The organism is Kitasatospora sp. NPDC085895, from assembly GCF_040702125.1.
GTDB classification, from domain to species: Bacteria; Actinomycetota; Actinomycetes; order Streptomycetales; family Streptomycetaceae; genus Kitasatospora; species Kitasatospora arboriphila.
In genome coordinates this window covers 26913-41851 of sequence record NZ_JBFBJY010000038.1, presented here as the reverse complement: position 1 = coordinate 41851, position 14939 = coordinate 26913, and the positions used below count along the sequence as shown (strand labels likewise).

General features: G+C 71.1%; 16 protein-coding genes. 13 read left to right on the top strand and 3 right to left on the bottom strand.

Annotated elements, in window-relative coordinates; genetic code table 11:
- Positions 1-243: 243 nt before the first annotated feature.
- Positions 244-849 carry a TetR/AcrR family transcriptional regulator gene (locus AB0442_RS23115; protein WP_366164966.1) on the bottom strand — a complete coding sequence of 202 codons (606 nt, stop codon included), beginning with the start codon at positions 847-849 and terminating at the stop codon, positions 244-246.
- A gap of 49 nt (positions 850-898) precedes the next feature.
- On the opposite strand from AB0442_RS23115, the gene AB0442_RS23110 reads away from it, so the two are divergent.
- The 4 genes from AB0442_RS23110 to AB0442_RS23095 all read left to right on the top strand — a co-directional run bounded on the left by AB0442_RS23110 (position 899) and on the right by AB0442_RS23095 (position 4859).
- The gene (locus AB0442_RS23110; RefSeq protein ID WP_366164965.1) at positions 899-1762 is read left to right on the top strand and encodes an alpha/beta hydrolase; all 864 of its coding nucleotides are present in this window, start codon (positions 899-901) and stop codon (positions 1760-1762) included.
- A 232-nt stretch (positions 1763-1994) separates the two neighbouring features.
- Entirely contained in the window at positions 1995-2231 is a 237-nt protein-coding gene (locus tag AB0442_RS23105; protein ID WP_366164964.1) for a hypothetical protein, read from the top strand.
- Positions 2232-2315: 84 nt separating this feature from the next.
- Entirely contained in the window at positions 2316-2840 is a 525-nt protein-coding gene (locus AB0442_RS23100; protein ID WP_366164962.1) for a hypothetical protein, read from the top strand.
- 405 nt (positions 2841-3245) lie between these two features.
- On the top strand, positions 3246-4859 hold the full coding sequence (locus AB0442_RS23095) for an SMI1/KNR4 family protein (RefSeq protein WP_366164960.1): 1614 nt from the start codon (positions 3246-3248) through the stop codon (positions 4857-4859).
- Between the two features lie 373 nt (positions 4860-5232).
- Here AB0442_RS23095 and AB0442_RS23090 read toward each other — a convergent pair whose 3' ends face one another.
- Together AB0442_RS23090 and AB0442_RS23085 are read right to left on the bottom strand one after the other, a co-directional pair.
- Positions 5233-6051, bottom strand: a complete 819-nt coding sequence (locus tag AB0442_RS23090; protein ID WP_366164958.1) for a DciA family protein — start codon at positions 6049-6051, stop codon at positions 5233-5235.
- A complete protein-coding gene (locus tag AB0442_RS23085) occupies positions 6048-7457 on the bottom strand; it encodes a transcriptional regulator (RefSeq protein ID WP_366164956.1) in 1410 nt (469 codons plus the stop codon). The genes AB0442_RS23090 and AB0442_RS23085 overlap by 4 nt, the downstream gene beginning before the upstream one ends.
- Positions 7458-8473: 1016 nt before the next feature.
- On the opposite strand from AB0442_RS23085, the gene AB0442_RS23080 reads away from it, so the two are divergent.
- The 9 genes from AB0442_RS23080 to AB0442_RS23040 all read left to right on the top strand — a co-directional run bounded on the left by AB0442_RS23080 (position 8474) and on the right by AB0442_RS23040 (position 14832).
- On the top strand, positions 8474-9247 hold the full coding sequence (locus tag AB0442_RS23080; RefSeq protein ID WP_366164955.1) for a GntR family transcriptional regulator: 774 nt from the start codon (positions 8474-8476) through the stop codon (positions 9245-9247).
- A 138-nt stretch (positions 9248-9385) separates the two neighbouring features.
- Positions 9386-9616 carry a helix-turn-helix domain-containing protein gene (locus tag AB0442_RS23075; protein ID WP_366164953.1) on the top strand — a complete coding sequence of 77 codons (231 nt, stop codon included), beginning with the start codon at positions 9386-9388 and terminating at the stop codon, positions 9614-9616.
- A 215-nt stretch (positions 9617-9831) separates the two neighbouring features.
- Positions 9832-10608, top strand: a complete 777-nt coding sequence (locus AB0442_RS23070; RefSeq protein ID WP_366164951.1) for a hypothetical protein — start codon at positions 9832-9834, stop codon at positions 10606-10608.
- Between the two features lie 161 nt (positions 10609-10769).
- Complete coding sequence (locus tag AB0442_RS23065; RefSeq protein ID WP_366164949.1) at positions 10770-11189, top strand: hypothetical protein; 420 nt, start codon at positions 10770-10772, stop codon at positions 11187-11189.
- A 5-nt stretch (positions 11190-11194) separates the two neighbouring features.
- The gene (locus tag AB0442_RS23060) at positions 11195-11332 is read left to right on the top strand and encodes a hypothetical protein (RefSeq protein WP_366164947.1); all 138 of its coding nucleotides are present in this window, start codon (positions 11195-11197) and stop codon (positions 11330-11332) included.
- A gap of 356 nt (positions 11333-11688) precedes the next feature.
- On the top strand, positions 11689-11931 hold the full coding sequence (locus tag AB0442_RS23055) for a hypothetical protein (RefSeq protein WP_366164946.1): 243 nt from the start codon (positions 11689-11691) through the stop codon (positions 11929-11931).
- A gap of 404 nt (positions 11932-12335) precedes the next feature.
- Positions 12336-13856: a DUF2637 domain-containing protein gene (locus AB0442_RS23050; RefSeq protein ID WP_366164945.1), complete on the top strand. Its 1521-nt coding sequence runs from the start codon at positions 12336-12338 to the stop codon at positions 13854-13856.
- Positions 13857-14056: 200 nt separating this feature from the next.
- Positions 14057-14521, top strand: a complete 465-nt coding sequence (locus AB0442_RS23045; protein ID WP_366164943.1) for a hypothetical protein — start codon at positions 14057-14059, stop codon at positions 14519-14521.
- A complete protein-coding gene (locus AB0442_RS23040) occupies positions 14518-14832 on the top strand; it encodes a hypothetical protein (RefSeq protein WP_366164941.1) in 315 nt (104 codons plus the stop codon). The genes AB0442_RS23045 and AB0442_RS23040 overlap by 4 nt, the downstream gene beginning before the upstream one ends.
- The last annotated feature ends 107 nt before the right edge of the window (positions 14833-14939 follow it).

Here is a 14939-nt window from a genome sequence, read left to right as displayed (position 1 = left end):
GGGGCCCTAGAGCTTCTGGGAGAGCGCGGCCGCCGGCATCCGGATCCCCGCGACCACCTGGGTCGAGGTCTGGGAGCCGGCCAGGTCAGCCGCCTCCTTACCTGCGAAGACCTGACCTTCCGCCCCCCGTTACTCAGGTTGAACTCGCCTTGTCGGCCGATGTGGCTCGGAACGGCCGGCAGAGCGCCGGTGGCGACGAGCACGGTAGGTGGTGGATCCTCCCGGCCCGGGCCGTACCGGCTCTCACGGCGTCCGGAAGAGTTCGTCCAGGTGGTAGGCGAGGATCGCGAGTGCGGCGTCGCCCGTGCGCTGGCCGCCCAGCACGCTCGAGCCCAGTCCGTTGACCATGGCCAGCAGCCCGGCGGCGATGATCTCGGGGTCCCTGTCGGGACCGATCTCCCCGGACTGCTGAGCCGCGCGGATCTGCTTGGCGAGAAAGCCCTCCAGCAGTTCTGGCTGCCGCGCGCCGTGCTTTTCCAGCACCTTGGGGTCGTTGAGGACCAGGGTGTAGTAGGCGGCGTAGGTCCTGGTGATCCGCCGGCTTTCCGGGTCGGTCGGCAGGATGCACGACAGGAGCGCGGTCACGGTGCCGCGCGGTGTGGGCGGGGTCCCCGCCGCGCCGATCCACTTCTCCATACGGGCCTGAAGTTGGGCGCCGAGCCTGGCCAGTGCGTCGAGTAGCAGCCCTTGCTTGGTCTCGAAGTAGTACTGCACCAGCCGTAGGGAGACGCCGGCCTCGGCGGCGACGGCCCGCATGCTGGCCGACTGCAGGCCCTGGGTGTCAGCGATCCTCAACAGTGCCTCGGCGATCTGCCGTCGGCGCTCCTCGTGATCGACCCGCGTGTTCATGATCCCACCTCCCTGGTACACCCGTATCATGCCGTGATACACATGTACCATGCGAATTGGTGAGTTCAAGAACGACCAAGCCAGAGAACGGTTCCGCGCCGCATACGAGCAGACTCTGGCCGAACTGTGGCCGGGGCCGCGGACGGCACTGGATCTTCCGACCACGTTCGGGACCACTCGCGTCTACCGAACCGGCCCACCGAGCGGCGAGCCGATCGTGCTGCTCCCCGGATCGGGCGGAAACGCGCTGATGTGGCACCGGTACATCGACACGCTGGCCCGGCACCGTCCGGTCATCGCCGTCGACACCGTCGGCGAGCCAGGCGCGAGCGTTCAAACCACCCCGATCCGCGACGGCCAGGACGGCGCCGCTTGGCTGGACGAAGTCCTGGCTGTGTTGGAGGTGACGGACGCACAGCTCGTCGGCTGCTCCTACGGCGGCTGGCTGGCGATCAACCACCAGATCCACCACCCCCGCCGGGCCGCGTCCCTCACCCTGGTGGACCCGGCGGGCTTCGCCGACTTCGGGCCGCGGTTCTACGCCTGGCTGATCGCCGGCGGGCTCGCCACAGCCGCACCCCGCCCGCTCCGCCCGCGGCTCGCCCGTCTGGTCGGCAACAGCGCGATCCTGGAAAGCGAACTGATGGGCCTGATGCGCGCATCGATGGGATTCCGTCGCGCACTCCCGATACCACCGGTCCTCTCCGACGAGGAACTGCGCCGCCTGCGCGTTCCTTCGCTGTTCCTACTCGGGGCGCGCAGCGCCATGCACGACTCACGCAAGGTCGCCGAGCGCCTCGGCAGGCTCGCACCCTCGGCCAGCGTGGAGATCGTGCCTGACGCCGGCCACGCGCTGCCGACCGACAAGCCGGAGCTGGTAGCCGAGCGCATCCTCCACGCCATCGAGCAGTAGCGTCGCCGGGTAGCCCCGACCGCTGCTGTTACGGAGGTTGACCCAGGGATGACGTCGTCCGCCCGGCTACGCCATGCCACCCGTGGACCCTGCGCCGGCTGCAGCACTCCGCGCTCACGCACGACGCGGAGGGCGGCGCCTCAACCCCCGATGCTGTTGGCCCGCTCCCGCCACGCCTCCTTCCGTTCCCTGGAGCGGTACGCCCGCCCCGGCGTCGACGCAGTCGCCCGACATGTCGCCGAGCGCGATCCCGCTGCCCGCCGATGGGGTTGAACTGGGCCGCCTTGGCGTCACCCTGATCGGCCCGCTGGGAGTCGAGGTGGTTCTTGATCTCCTCGAAGGCCGGCTCGATCTTCCGGCGTTCGCGGTAGAGCGCGACCAGTTCGGCGGCCGGGTAGTGATCAGGGCCCAGTGGTGTCGTGCGGAGGTGGGCGATCTCGTCGTCCTGGCGAAGGCGATGACGCGATAGATCACGTGCCGGGGCATCCTGTACTGCAACTACTCACGCCCGCAACCGCTACCCGCCGACAGTCATCAGGGGGAAGACCACAGCATGCTCCATCCGAACGTCCTCGGGGACTGGCAGGAGTACGACGAAGACTTCACGGGCCTCCGCGTCCGGGTACACAGCTTCAAGAAGGGCGACGTCCCCAAGGGAGGCCGTGACGACGACGCGAAGGGCCTGACGTACTTCAGCTTCCAGGTCACCGTCGAGAACCGCGCCGAAGAGTACTTTGACCTGCGCCTCTACCACGACGAGGTGCAGATACGTGCAGGAAAAGACGGCCACGGCGCCTTCCTCGACAGGTACGGCTCGGCCTGGATCAGGAACTTCCGGCTCTACCCGCTCCGCCGGGCCTCAGCCACCATCTACGCCGCCGCCCCCGCCAGCCACCTCAAGACCATCGATATCCAGATTGCCATGCGAGTCGATGATGAAGACACGGACCCGTACGTGTGGGTCGGCAGCGATGGCATCCCCGAATCCACCGGCCGGAGCGCGGTGAAGAAGACCCACGGCAAGGGCATCGCGGACGAGGTCAGCAAGTTCCTTGAGCAGGGAGGAGCCGATGGCTGACCTCACAGACCGCGTTTGAGATCTGCCGTTCAGCCTCCCCCTGCCGGGTGGGGGCTCAGTAGCTTTCCTCGATGTAGAGGAGGGCCATGTTGTTTGGAGAAGCGAACTCGGCCGGCCTCCGACCGGCGCATCAATATCTTCACCCCGTTCGGCCGCCGGGCCACCGTCGAGGAGATCGCCGCCCCCCTACGCCTTCCTCGCCTCGCCTGCCGCCGCCTACGTCACCGGATCCGTCCTGGCTGTGGACGGCGGTTACACCGCGACCTGACCGCCCCGGTTCCCCGCAAGGAGCAGAGTCAAAGCCTCCCGTCTGGCCTCCCCAACTGGGGGCAGCTCCCTAGACGGCCGTCCTGTCGCAGTCCGCTGGCATGATCGTCCGAACAGCGCGGACGCGAGGGGACGGACATGGACCTGACGGTGGAACAGACGGCACGGCAGATAGCGGCGGAGATCGTCGCGGGGGCGCCGGAGGGCTGGACGGAGTACCTGCTGCGCGGGCGCGGGAGCCAGGGCGGCAGCTCTATGTCCGGTGGCGGGTATGTGGTGCCGAGCCGCCCGGGCGGCTTCTTCGCGGGGTTGCCCGCGCACATGAACCTGCCGGCACACCTGAACCTGCCCCCGCACCTGAACCCGAACGCGTTTCCACACCTGAACCTGCACCCGCACATCTCCTCACTGTCGTCCGCATTCCGGGAAAGCCACGGTTGGGAGGGCATCGCTCTGGAGTTCGCCTGCCACCCCTCGGGGGCCTTCGAACTGGTGGTGTTCCGGGACGACTTGGAGCCCGGAGGCGGTCCCGAGAGCGGCTGGACGCTGACCGTCGACCCCGCCTTCGAACCGTCCGAACCGGGCGCGGCCGAAGGCGCGGAACCCTCCCGGCGCCCAGCCGGCGACCCGGCTGAGGCGGTCGATCGGCTGCGGGCCGTACTGCGGCAGCACGTCGAACACTCCGGTGCGGAACCGGAGTTGTCGGCACCTGTCACCGAGGAGCAGCTCGCCGCAGCCGAGCGCCGCCTAGGCCGACCGCTGCCCGCTGACTTGCGGGCGCTCTACCTGGAGGCCGACGGGGACGGCGGCAGCGAGGCACTGGCCGGGTACTGCTGGCTGTCGCTCGCCGGGGCCTTGGCCGAGCGTGACGACTACATCGGCGTGCCGGCCTGGTTCGGCTGGAGCCTCGACTGGGACAAGGTGGTGTTCGACGCCGACCCGCCGAACACGGTGCGTCGCTGCTCGGGGCATCCGGGCTGGCTCCCGTTCGCCACCGGGCTCGACGGCAACTTCCTCGCCGTGGACCTTGCGCCGGCCGCGGACGGCCGCCCCGGCCAGGTGATCGAGGTCGGCCGCGACTTCAATGGCGGCCCGCGCTACGTGGCCTCCTCCGTTACCGCTTGGCTCGGCCAGGCCCTGGGCCTGCCGGACCCGCATGCCCTGCAGCAGACCGACGACGACTCGCGAGAGCCGGTGGTCCAGGCCCTGGACGAGCGGCTCGCACCGGACGCTCAGGAACTCCACCTCAACGACCTCCCCTCACCCGCCGACCTCGCCCCGCTCTCCGCCACCCCGCACCTGCGACGCCTGCACCTCAACCGCTGCGCCACCGCCGACCTGTCCCCCCTGGCCGCGCTCCCCGTCGAGGACCTGGCCGTCGACCTAGCGGCCGGGGCCGACCTCGCCCCCCTCACCGGCCACCCGCACCTCGCCTCCCTCGCCGTCGGCTCCCCGGCCCCGATCGACCTCGCCCCGCTGCGGACCCTCCCGGCGCTGCGCTCCATCGACCTGTCCCGCTGCCCCGTCATCGACCTGGCGTGCCTTGCCGAACTCCCCGGCCTGCGCTACCTCGCCCTCTCCGCCGACCAGTGGAACGCCCTGATCGCCGCCGGCCGCCTCCCCGCCCGCCTCGCCGCCGCCCGAATCGCTGGGGCCCCGTCCTTCACCGCCGCCCTCGACCTGCTCGCGGCCCTCGGCATCGACACTTCCACCGCGTACCGCCTCTCCGGCATCGCCGAGGGCGTCTCCTGACACCTTCCTGCTTGTCATCTGATGATCTGAAACTTCAACGCGTACGCCGGCCTTAGCGCAGACACCCGGTTAACCTGCGCGTTTTATCTGGAGTCGCGTCCGGATCATGATCGGAAAGTGAAAGTGCCTTCTGAGCTGCAACGATGAGGCTGGCCTAAGTGGCCGTTGCCGCGAGGACCGCCACGGCACGGGGTGCCGCGGCGGTCCTCGCGGTTTCGTGATCCGGGGACCAGGTCGAGGGTGTTGTCGCACATGGTGCCGTGTGTAGCCAGCCAGGTGCCTGCCCATATTGTCCCCGGTGGGGACTTCGGACGGCACCGGCTCACGGATTCGTACGGTGGATCGGCCCGGCATGCCGGTCCCGGTCGGGTTGTTACGCGGCGCCGCTGAGGAGCATCGGCGGGCTCGCCTCCCGCAGCGGAGTGGTTCCGCGGGCGGCTTTGTCGGCGCGGGCGCGGCGTTCGGCGAGGGCCTGGCTGGTGGTGGCCGTGGTGCGGGCGGCGGCCTCGTCTTGGTCGGTCTGGGTGGTGACGGCGTCGGTGAACGCCGTTTCCGGCTCGCGTCGGCTGAGGATGGCCTGCTCCTGGCGGGCGATGGCGGCGGCGATGGCCGGGTCGGTGAGGGTGGCGGTGCGCCGGATTGCGGCGAGCGCGCGGTGGTAGCCGGTGCTCGCGTCGTCGCGAGTGCGGACCGGAGCCTCGGGCTGTTTGACGGCCTGGTGATCGGTGCGCTGGTCGGAACCGGCAGCGATAGCGCCGGGCGCCAGGACCCGCAGGTCCCGTACGAGGGTCTGGCCGGCCTTGCCGTTGATCCGGGCGACGAGCTGGCGGCCGAGCAGGCGCAGCTGGGTGGCGTAGGCGGGGGAGGTGGGTTGGAGGTCGAGGCGGCCGGTGCGGGCGTTGAAGTGGGTCGGGGTCACCTTGCCGACGAGTTCGGGGGCGATGGTGGTCCATTGGTCGAGGATGCCGCCTGCGGCGGTCGGGGTGTCCCAGGCTCGTTCGGCGATCAGGCCGGCCAGGGCGGCGCCGAGTCCGATCGGGTCGCGGCCGCCGGTGCGGACCGTGGTGCGGCGGGTGGGGCGGGTGGTGGAGCTGCGGCCGCCGGGGGCGTCGGCGCTTTGGGTGCAAGCGGCTTCGCGGGCGGCTTTGAGGGCGACGCGGGCGAGGTCGATGCCGGTGGACGTCTCGGTCACGCGGACCTCCAGGTCTGGTGGATGAGCATGCGGCCGGTGTGCCGCAGGCGCAGGACCTGGTCGACCAGGCCGTGGGTGTAGAGCTGGCGGGCGTAGGCCTCGCCGCAGTCCCGGATCGCCATCAGGACCATCTCCGGGTCGCTCTGGCCGAGGGTGCGCAGCTCGATGACGTCCTCGCGGGTGAGCTGGTGCAGGTCGGTCAGGCCGTCCTGGTCCTGGGCGAACAGCTCCAGCTCCTGGGCGCCCTGGCCGCCGGCCTGCCGGACCTGGGCGAAGGCCTCATCGACGAGGCGGGCGGCGGCCCGGGTGGCCGGGTCCTGCCAGTCGGTGAACGTCCACTCCGGCGAGGTGCGGTCGCGGCGGGCGCGCTCGGCAGAGCGGGACTCGCGCCAGCGTTCGACCTGGGCGGCGCGTTCCTTCGGGGTGCGCCAGCCGGGCATCTGGGTCATGCCGCGCAGCCGGTGGGCGAGCAGGCCGGATGGCCGGTAGCTGCCGCGCTTGGGCTCTTCCAGCGTGGACAGCCAGGCGATGACCTCCTGCGCCGTCCAGCCCGCGTCCGCGACCTCCTGCACGACCCAGGCAATCCGGGGCACCAGAGCGCGGCGCAGCCACGGCACCCGGCGAACGAGCTCGGCGGCCAGCTGAAACCGCCGCCCGACCCGGTTGAGCTTCCGGGCGCAGCACCCCGCCTTCGTGGACTTCTTCGCGACGGTGGACTTCGGCTTCCCGCTCGCGACGTCTGTCTCAGAGGGATGGGGAGTAGAACCGTCAGCAAGAACTGTTGAGCAACCACCCTCCATTGGGGTGCAACGGCTGTTGGCTGCTGAGGTGTTGTCAGTGGCCTGTGGGCCCTGGGACGGGGCAGTGGTTGAGGGAGTCTTTGCGGATCCCTTCGACCGGGGGACCTTGACCTTGCGCGAGGCCCTCTGCCCGAGCTTCGCGATCAGGGTCCGGCCCGCCTCCGAGATGCCGGTCATCCGCCGCTCTACACCCTCGCCAGCGGTGCGGATCCCGAGCGCCTGGTCGTAGGAGAGGGGGATGAGCCGCTCGTACTCCGACGCAAGGCAGGTGACACGCTTCTGACCGGGCATCATCGGCAGCCGGGTGCCGACCGAGCGCCAGGCCAGCAGACCGGTCGCCTGGAGGATGTCCCGGTGGTACTGCACGGTCCGCCGGGAGCAGCCCAACGCGCGCATCAGATGCGCGATCGACGGCCGGCACGGCGTCAGTGCCGAGAGCACCTCCGCGAGCCGGACCGTGGTCTTGCAGAAGCTCGGACGCCGCGGGGGTGGGACGTACAGGCCGGAGTCGTGCACCCAGTGCACTGCCTGCATCCAGCTGTAGCCGTCCAGCGCGAACCTGCTCGCGGTGCCGGACAGCAGGTGCTGCTCTCGAGGCGCCCACACGGTCCGGGACGGCGCAGGGGTGGGCACGGGCTGCCCAGCTGACCGCTGGCCGGGGAGCGCGGAGCGGATAGAGGCATCCGAAAATCGCGGGTTTGTACGGCAGTCGGGCATGGCCGACTGGATTTGGGCAGCATCGTGCTGCATCATGGCCCCGTCCTCATGCGTTTGGATGAGGGCACACGGAAGCCCTCGAAGGGGGTTGACGTGGGTTCCAGGAAGAACCGAAAAGAGGACGACAGGCCCCTGGCAGGGCGGTCTCCTCACGTGGACGATTGGGCGCGTATCCGGCCGGCAAGCCGGTGAGCACCCGGGCGGCGCTTCCGTGAAGTCCTCTGGCAGGAGGAGTTCCGGCAATGGCGCCGCCCGTAGCGGTTTAGGTCATGAGGCTCCCCGGATCCATCGCGGGACAGGCGAGATCCGTGCAGCGCGCAGCGTCAGCAGCCGCACGGAGGACTGGTCATCGATGGGTGTGCGAGCAAGCGCAGACAACGCGGAGGGCATTACCGCCTGGCTGTTGCGCCAGCGGGCCTTGCTCCGGGTACGCTGATACACGGCGCGCCACCTTCCTCTGATTAGGTGTGCCGCTACTGAGTCATCGAGGCCGCCTTCGACAACGGTCTCTGACTCTCCGGCCCCGGGCCTCCGGTTCCGGCGGGAACTTCCACCCCGCCGCGGAAGCTAACGGGGCCTTACCTTTTGTCCGGTTCCGGCGGGGCTTCCACTCCTCGCCTGACTACGGACAGCACCTGATCCTAGACCCTCTGCTGCCTGGCAAGTCCACCTCTATGTGTGCTGCAGCGTGGTGTCTGGGGTTGCGCGCCGGTGGTCGAGTGGTTGTCTGATGAGCGCCCTACTTCCGTGGTGCCAGGTGGTGCCTGCAGCGCTCCAGACCTGCTGTTGCCAGCAGGCAGGTGGTGGCTGCAGGATCTAGAGTTCCATATAGAACATGGAGTGACGGCAGTGCGCAAGTACAGCCGGATATCGAAGCGCGGGCGCGGCGGCAGTAGCGTAGGGCCGTGAATCCGGGCGAGGAGAGCGAATTGGCTGGTCAGGAGCCGGGCAAGGTGGCGCAGGTGGCTGCCGAGATCCGCGGCGCCATCATGCGCGGGGACCTGCGGGCCGGCGACAGGGTGCCGAGCGAGCCCCAGATCATGCAGGACTACGCACTGTCCAAGATGAGCGCGCGGAGGGTGATTGAGCGGCTGAAGACCGAGGGGCTCGTAGAAAGCCGGCGAGGGTCAGGCACGTACGTGCGGTCGTTCCGGCCGATCTGGCGGCACGCCAACCGTCGGCTGAGTATGGACCTGTGGGGCGGTGGGCGCGCGATCTGGACTGCCGACGTCGAGGACCGCCCGCTTGAAGTCGCGAACCTTCAGGTCGAGCGGGTGCCGGCACCTGACCATGTCGCAGAGGGGCTGGAGCTGGAGGAGTCGGCGCCCGTCTGGAGGCGGTCGCGGATCTTCGTCGTCGACGGCGTCCCCGTTCAGCACGCGATCGCCTACCTGCCTGCCGACCTCGCGGATGGCACGCCGATTGCCGAGGCAGACACCGGCCCTGGCGGTACCTATGCCCGACTCGCCGAGGGCGGGCACGCGCCGGCTCGCTTCCGGGAGGTGCTGCGATCGAGGCCGGCGGCCGCGGACGAGGCCGAGCGGCTGGCCATGGCGGTCGGAGCCCCAGTTGTCGAGATCACCCGCTGGGCCGTGACCTCGGACGGCCGGACAGTTGAGTACCAGGAGATGCTCCTCGACGCATCCCGCTACGTCCTGGAGTACGCCTTCTCGGCCTGAAGCCCCTGCAAGGAGGCCCTGTCCCGACGGGACAGGGCCTCCTTTTGCGTCCGGACGTGCACGCAGTCTCTTGACTTCCATATGGAACATTGCTTCAATGGGTTCAACGATGCTCCATATGGAACTTGGGAGTTCCTGATGCCCTCACCACCTGAACTGAAGCCCTACCTGTCCGCCCCGGAGATCGCCCAGGCCCTGAACTGCTCGGTGCAGCACGTGTACAACCTGATCGGCGAGGGCCGTCTGGCAGCCATCGACATCGGCGTCGGCCAGCGAGCGAACATCCGAGTGGACGTTGCCGCCTTCGAAGCCTTCCTCACATCGGCTGCGGTCGTTCCGGCATCCCGGGTCCCCGCCGATCAGAGCTGACATCAACAGCACGGGCCGCCGAACGGCCTGCATCTCCACCGATCAGCAACCTCTCGCCGGGGTTGATAGCTCCACCAAATCCCCCGGCAGCACCACCATCTGCGTGGTCGCGGTGAACTGTCCTCCCCTCAGGGCGTCCCTGGCGCACAAGGCCATGGCGAGCGGAGAGAGCACCGCACCGACGCGACCCTCGCCCTCCAGCCCGAGGAGCCCCGATGCCCACGCCAACCGCGATGTCCACCGCCCGGCCGCGCAAGCGCCGCACCCGGACGACAACCACGTCCTCCCGACCACCGCTCGCCCTGTCGACCCTGCTGCCCCAGCTGATTGACCTCCTGCCCGGAGCCGAAAGCCTCGCCTGCCCCGACTGCGGTACTTGGTGCCCCATCACCGGACCCCACAGCAAGGAACCCAAGCTCGTCCCACACCACACCCACCCCGCCGGCACCCCTGGTGCGCGCCGCTGCATCGGCACCAACCGACTGGTGATCATGGACGTGACGATCGCTGAACAGCAGCAGCGTTCGGCCGAAGCCATCACGGACACCGCTTCCCGCCAACCGACCAAGGTCCTGCGCAAAGTGACGACGCCGAACGCCCCAGCACTCACCCAACTTGACCCGGCCCCGCCCACCGTCGAGACGGCCCGCGAGACCTACTTCAAACACCGCACCCGCTGCGCCGCATGTACCGGCCGAGTCCACTGCACCGACGGTCAGCGACTCGGCGCCATCTACCTGAGTCTGCTCCGCCGGGAACCGCAGCACCGCCGCAACCGCGAGCTGCTGGCCGAGCTCCTGCGCGAGACCGAGCGGACGGTTGCCCGGACGGCCCTGCGCGAGCGAGCCGACGCGTGGAACCGAACACGCCCAGCCGTCGACGACGCCGACAAACGTCGGGCCATGCCGCTTCAAGGCGCGCGCAGCCCAATCTTCCCGCTCACGATGCCGACCGGCACGCCCACCGAGCCGCTCAAGGTATCCGCTGCCTGAGCCACCGCCAGCACGAACGACCACGGCCGCCGTCGACCCCGACCCGCGGGGCGGGCGGCGGCCGTGGCTGCTCGTACAGCAGTCAGCACAAGAAGGCCCCGGGGGTGCGACCCCGGGGCCTTCGTCGGTCGCCCACCAACCTGTGAGAAGAGGACACGACCGTGGACACCATCATGGCATCCGCCGGCACCCCGGCGAGCCACCCGAACGACGACCTCGACGACCTCGACGACCGGTACGCGGTCCGCCTGCGCGCGGCCGCCGCCGAGCAGCTCGCCGCGATCAGCCCGGAGAGCACCGGCCTCGACGAGGACCTGGCCGAGGCGGTCTGGGCCGACGTCGCCGCCGGCCGCTACCCGCAGGGCGCCCGCGGCCTGGACGGCCTGCTGATCCTGCTGCGCGACCCGGCCCGACAGGTCCGGGACCGGGCGCTGGCCGCCACCCGCGCGATCCGCAAGGTCGCCATCGACCTGGACGGCCTCGCCGACGAGCCGCACACCGCGATCCCCACCGTCCGGGCGCTCCCGGCCACGGTCTCCGCGGCCGTCGCCGCCACGCGCGGCCTCCCGCTTGCCGGGTGAGCGCCATGACGATGACGCCCGAGGGTGCCGCCGAGCTGCAGCGCCAGATCCAGGAGCAGGCTGCCCGGCTGGAGGCGCAGCGAGCAGCCGACCGGGCGGCCGCCGAAGCCGCCGCCCGCGCCGCCGCGGGAGGTCGCGGATGATGCTCCGCCAGCACCTGTACGTGTGCCGCAGCTTCATCGGCGGAGGCACCCCCGTCCCGCCGCCCGCGCCTCCGGCCCCGCCCGCGCCTCCGGCCCCGCCGGCCGACCCGAACGGCGGTGACCGGTGAGCAGCCCCGAGGACCAGGCCTGGACCGGCCAGCAGATGGACGAGCTGCTGCGCCGGGCCCGCGAGATGCACCAGCGGGCGCAGGCCGAGAAGGCCGGCCAGCAGCAGTAGTCGGTTGTTGTCATTCGCCGCCGCCCCGCCCCGCACGCCGGTGCGGGGCGGCGGTGTTCGACGATGCCCGACGCGCCGCCCGCCGGATGCCGGCGGACCGACCGGAGAGGACCCGCCCATGTTCGAGCGCCTACGCGACACCGTCACCGAGTTCCGGGGGCAGCGCGAGTTCACCCGCGCCATCCAGGCGGCCGTTGCCGCCGGTGACCGGGAGGCGGCCGTCGTCTTCCGCACCGGCACCCTGGCCGCCGCGCTGACCGTCCGCAGCCGCGACGCCCGCGGCGAGGAGGTCACCGCCTACGTCCGCGCGGTCATCCGAGCCAACGGCAACGCCAAGCGCGTCGCCTGGCTGCGCCGCTGATTTCGGCACCGCCCCCCGCTGCCTCGATCGGTTTCGGGAGCAGCACCGCGCCGCTTCGGCCCCACGGCGCAGGACGCCGCGTGCGGACCCGTCCCGACGGGCCGTACGGGCCCGTTCTGTATCCCGGCCGGCCGCCGTTTCGGGAACGCCTGACCCCGTTTCGGGAGCACCTGATCCCGTTTCGGGAGCAGCCCCGGCCGTTTCGCCCCCACCCTTGACGATCTCTTCCGGAGGCCTCCGTGACCATCATCGACATGCCGCCCACGGCGGCTCCCCCCATTCCGGCGCAGCCCGCGCTGGGCCCCGTTTCGGCACCGGCCCACCCCGTTTCGGAGACGGCCGGATTCGTTTCGCCCCCGGCCGCGGCGGCTTCGGACACGCCGCGCACGGCCCGCAACCCGCTCATGATCCTGCTGTCCGTGGCGGCCGCCTTCGGCGGCACCGCGGTGGGCATCATCGGCTTCGCGATGTCCTACGACACCCTGTCCCGGGTTGCCCTCGCCTGGGGGTTCAGCGAGCGGCTCGCCCCCTGGTTCCCGGTCGGCGTGGACGCCTCGATCGTGGCGTTCCTGGCCCTGGACCTGTACCTGGTCTGGAAGTACACCCCGTGGCCGGTGCTGCGCCTGGCCGGGCACGGCATGACCGCGGCGACGATCTGGTTCAACGCCTCGTCGCAGGGCGCGCCCGCGGCCGATCCGGTGCGGGCGGCCGCGCATGGCGTCATGCCGCTGCTGTTCGTGATCGGGGTGGAGGCCGCGCGCCGCCTGATCATTCAGAAGGCGCAGCTGGAGGCCGGGACGGCGGCTGACCGGGTGCCGTTGCACCGCTGGTTGCTGGCCCCGGTGGCCACGCCGCGGCTGTACCGGCGGATGCGGCTGTACAACGTCGTCTCCTACCCGGAGATGGTCCGCCGTCAGCAGGAGCTCATCGCCTACGAGCTGTGGCTCAAGCGCAAGCACGGCGGCGACCTGGGCGCGGCCAGCGAGGACGAGCTGCTGCCGATGACGATGGCCCCCTACGGCTACACCGTCGCGCAGGCGCTGGCCATGCCGGACGAGCAGGAGCGGGAGGCCGAACTGCGGGCCGAGGAGGCCGAGCGCCGGCGCCTGGAGGCCGAGACCCGCCGCCAGCTCGCCGAGAAGGAGGCCGAGGCCGACCGGCTGCGGGCGGAAGGCCGCCTGGAGGCGGTGCGCGCCGAGGTCGAGGGCGAGACGGGCCAGGCCCGCGCCCACGCGAAGGCGCAGGTCACGGCCGCCGAGCGGGCCGCGGAGATGGAGAAGGCGGCGCTGGAGACGGCGCTGGTCGCCGAGGCCCGCGCCCGCACCGCCACGGCGGAGCGGGAGGAGGCCGAGCAGCGGCAGGCGGCGGCCGCCGCGGACGTGGAGGCGGCCCGGTTGGAGCGGGCCGCGGCCGAGGAGCGCAGGGCGGCCGCCGAGGCCGACCGAATCGCGGCGGCGGAGGAGCGGGCGATCGAGACGCAGACCATCGCGGTGGCCCGCCGGGCCGCTGCCGAAGCGGACGCGGCCGCTGCCGAAACGGAGCGGACCGCTGCCGAAAGGCGCCGGGCCGCTGCCGAAGCGGACCGCCGGGCGGCCGAGGAGAAGGCCCGCACGGAGGCAGCTCTCGCCGCCGCGGAGGAGTCCCGGAAGGCCGCTGCCGAAATGGCGCAGGCCGCTGCCGAAACGCGGCTGGCCGCCGCCGAAATCGAGCGGCGCGCGGTCGAAACCGAGGACATCGCCAAGCTGCGGCCGCGCGAGCGGGCGGTGCGCAAGGTCGCCCGGATGATCCTGGCGACCGCCGGCGGCGAGGCGGAGCAGCTGCCGCTCGCGGAGATCCAGCGCGAGCTGGAGGTGTCCTCCCCGGCCACCGCCTCCGAGTACCGCCAGGAGGCCGCCGAGCTCCTCGTCCAGGGCTACCGGCCCTGACCGGCCCCGCCGGCCGCACCCGTGCACGGCCTCTCCGGTGGTCACCAGGGCGCCCAAATCGCCCTGGTGACCGCCGAAGGCGCCGAAGCGCCGAGCACCACCCTAGACCCGGCCGTCCGGCCGGAGCCCGGGTCGACAACCGCGACCACCACCCCCTGAGGCCGGGACACCCGGTCGAACCTCGAAGGAGGAAAACGCCCATGACGGACGAGCACGAGAACGCCCTGCGGGCCGTCGCCCAGAACCCCGAGGCCTTCGTCGCCTACCTCGCCGACCTGCAGCGCGTGCTGCTGGGGATCGGGCAGAACCTGGAGACGCTGCAGCGCGAGACCCGGGTCCACCTGCGGTCCACCCACGTCGAGGGCGACCGCTGGTACCACGCCCGGCTGCGGGCCCTGCCGCTCGAGCGCCAGCTCGCGGACGTCCTGCGGCACCTGAAGGCCGTCACCGCCGGCCTGGAGAAGGGCGCCTACAAGCGCCGCGCCCACGACGACGAGGTGAACGCCCTCCCCGGAAAGCGCCGCGAAAAGGCCCTCGAGAAGGGAAAGAAGATCCCGCCCGCCCTCGCCACAACCAATTCCGCGGAATCGGTCACCGCCTCGGCGGAATCCCGCTATGGTGGCCCCACGACGATTTTCGACCTGAGCGAAAAGCGGTCCGCGTGAACCGGCCGCTGACCGGCGTCGAACGCGGCACGGAAAAGCGCCGCGCCTGGTACGTCGACGAGGAGCGCAAAGCCCGCGAACAGCGCGGCGAGCAGGGTGCGATGGAGTTCTGGCTCCGCACCGCCCGCTCCCAGATCGCCAAGGACATCAGAGCCGGCCGCACGGATGCGTGGGCCGGCTTCGCCCTGGTGTGCCGACTGCTGATGACGGCGCTGCAAAAGCGCGCCGCGGGGGACCGGCGGATCTGGGACGACCTGATGCGCTACGCGGAGCAGGTCGTGGCGCAGCATCCCCCGCATGACCCTGCGTGACATACGAGGCCCCGCCGGACGGCCGGCGGGGCCTCGCGCGCATTACGCGTGCACACGTGCCCGTGCACGCGTGCACACGAGAGCCCACTGTCTGTCAACCCCTGGAA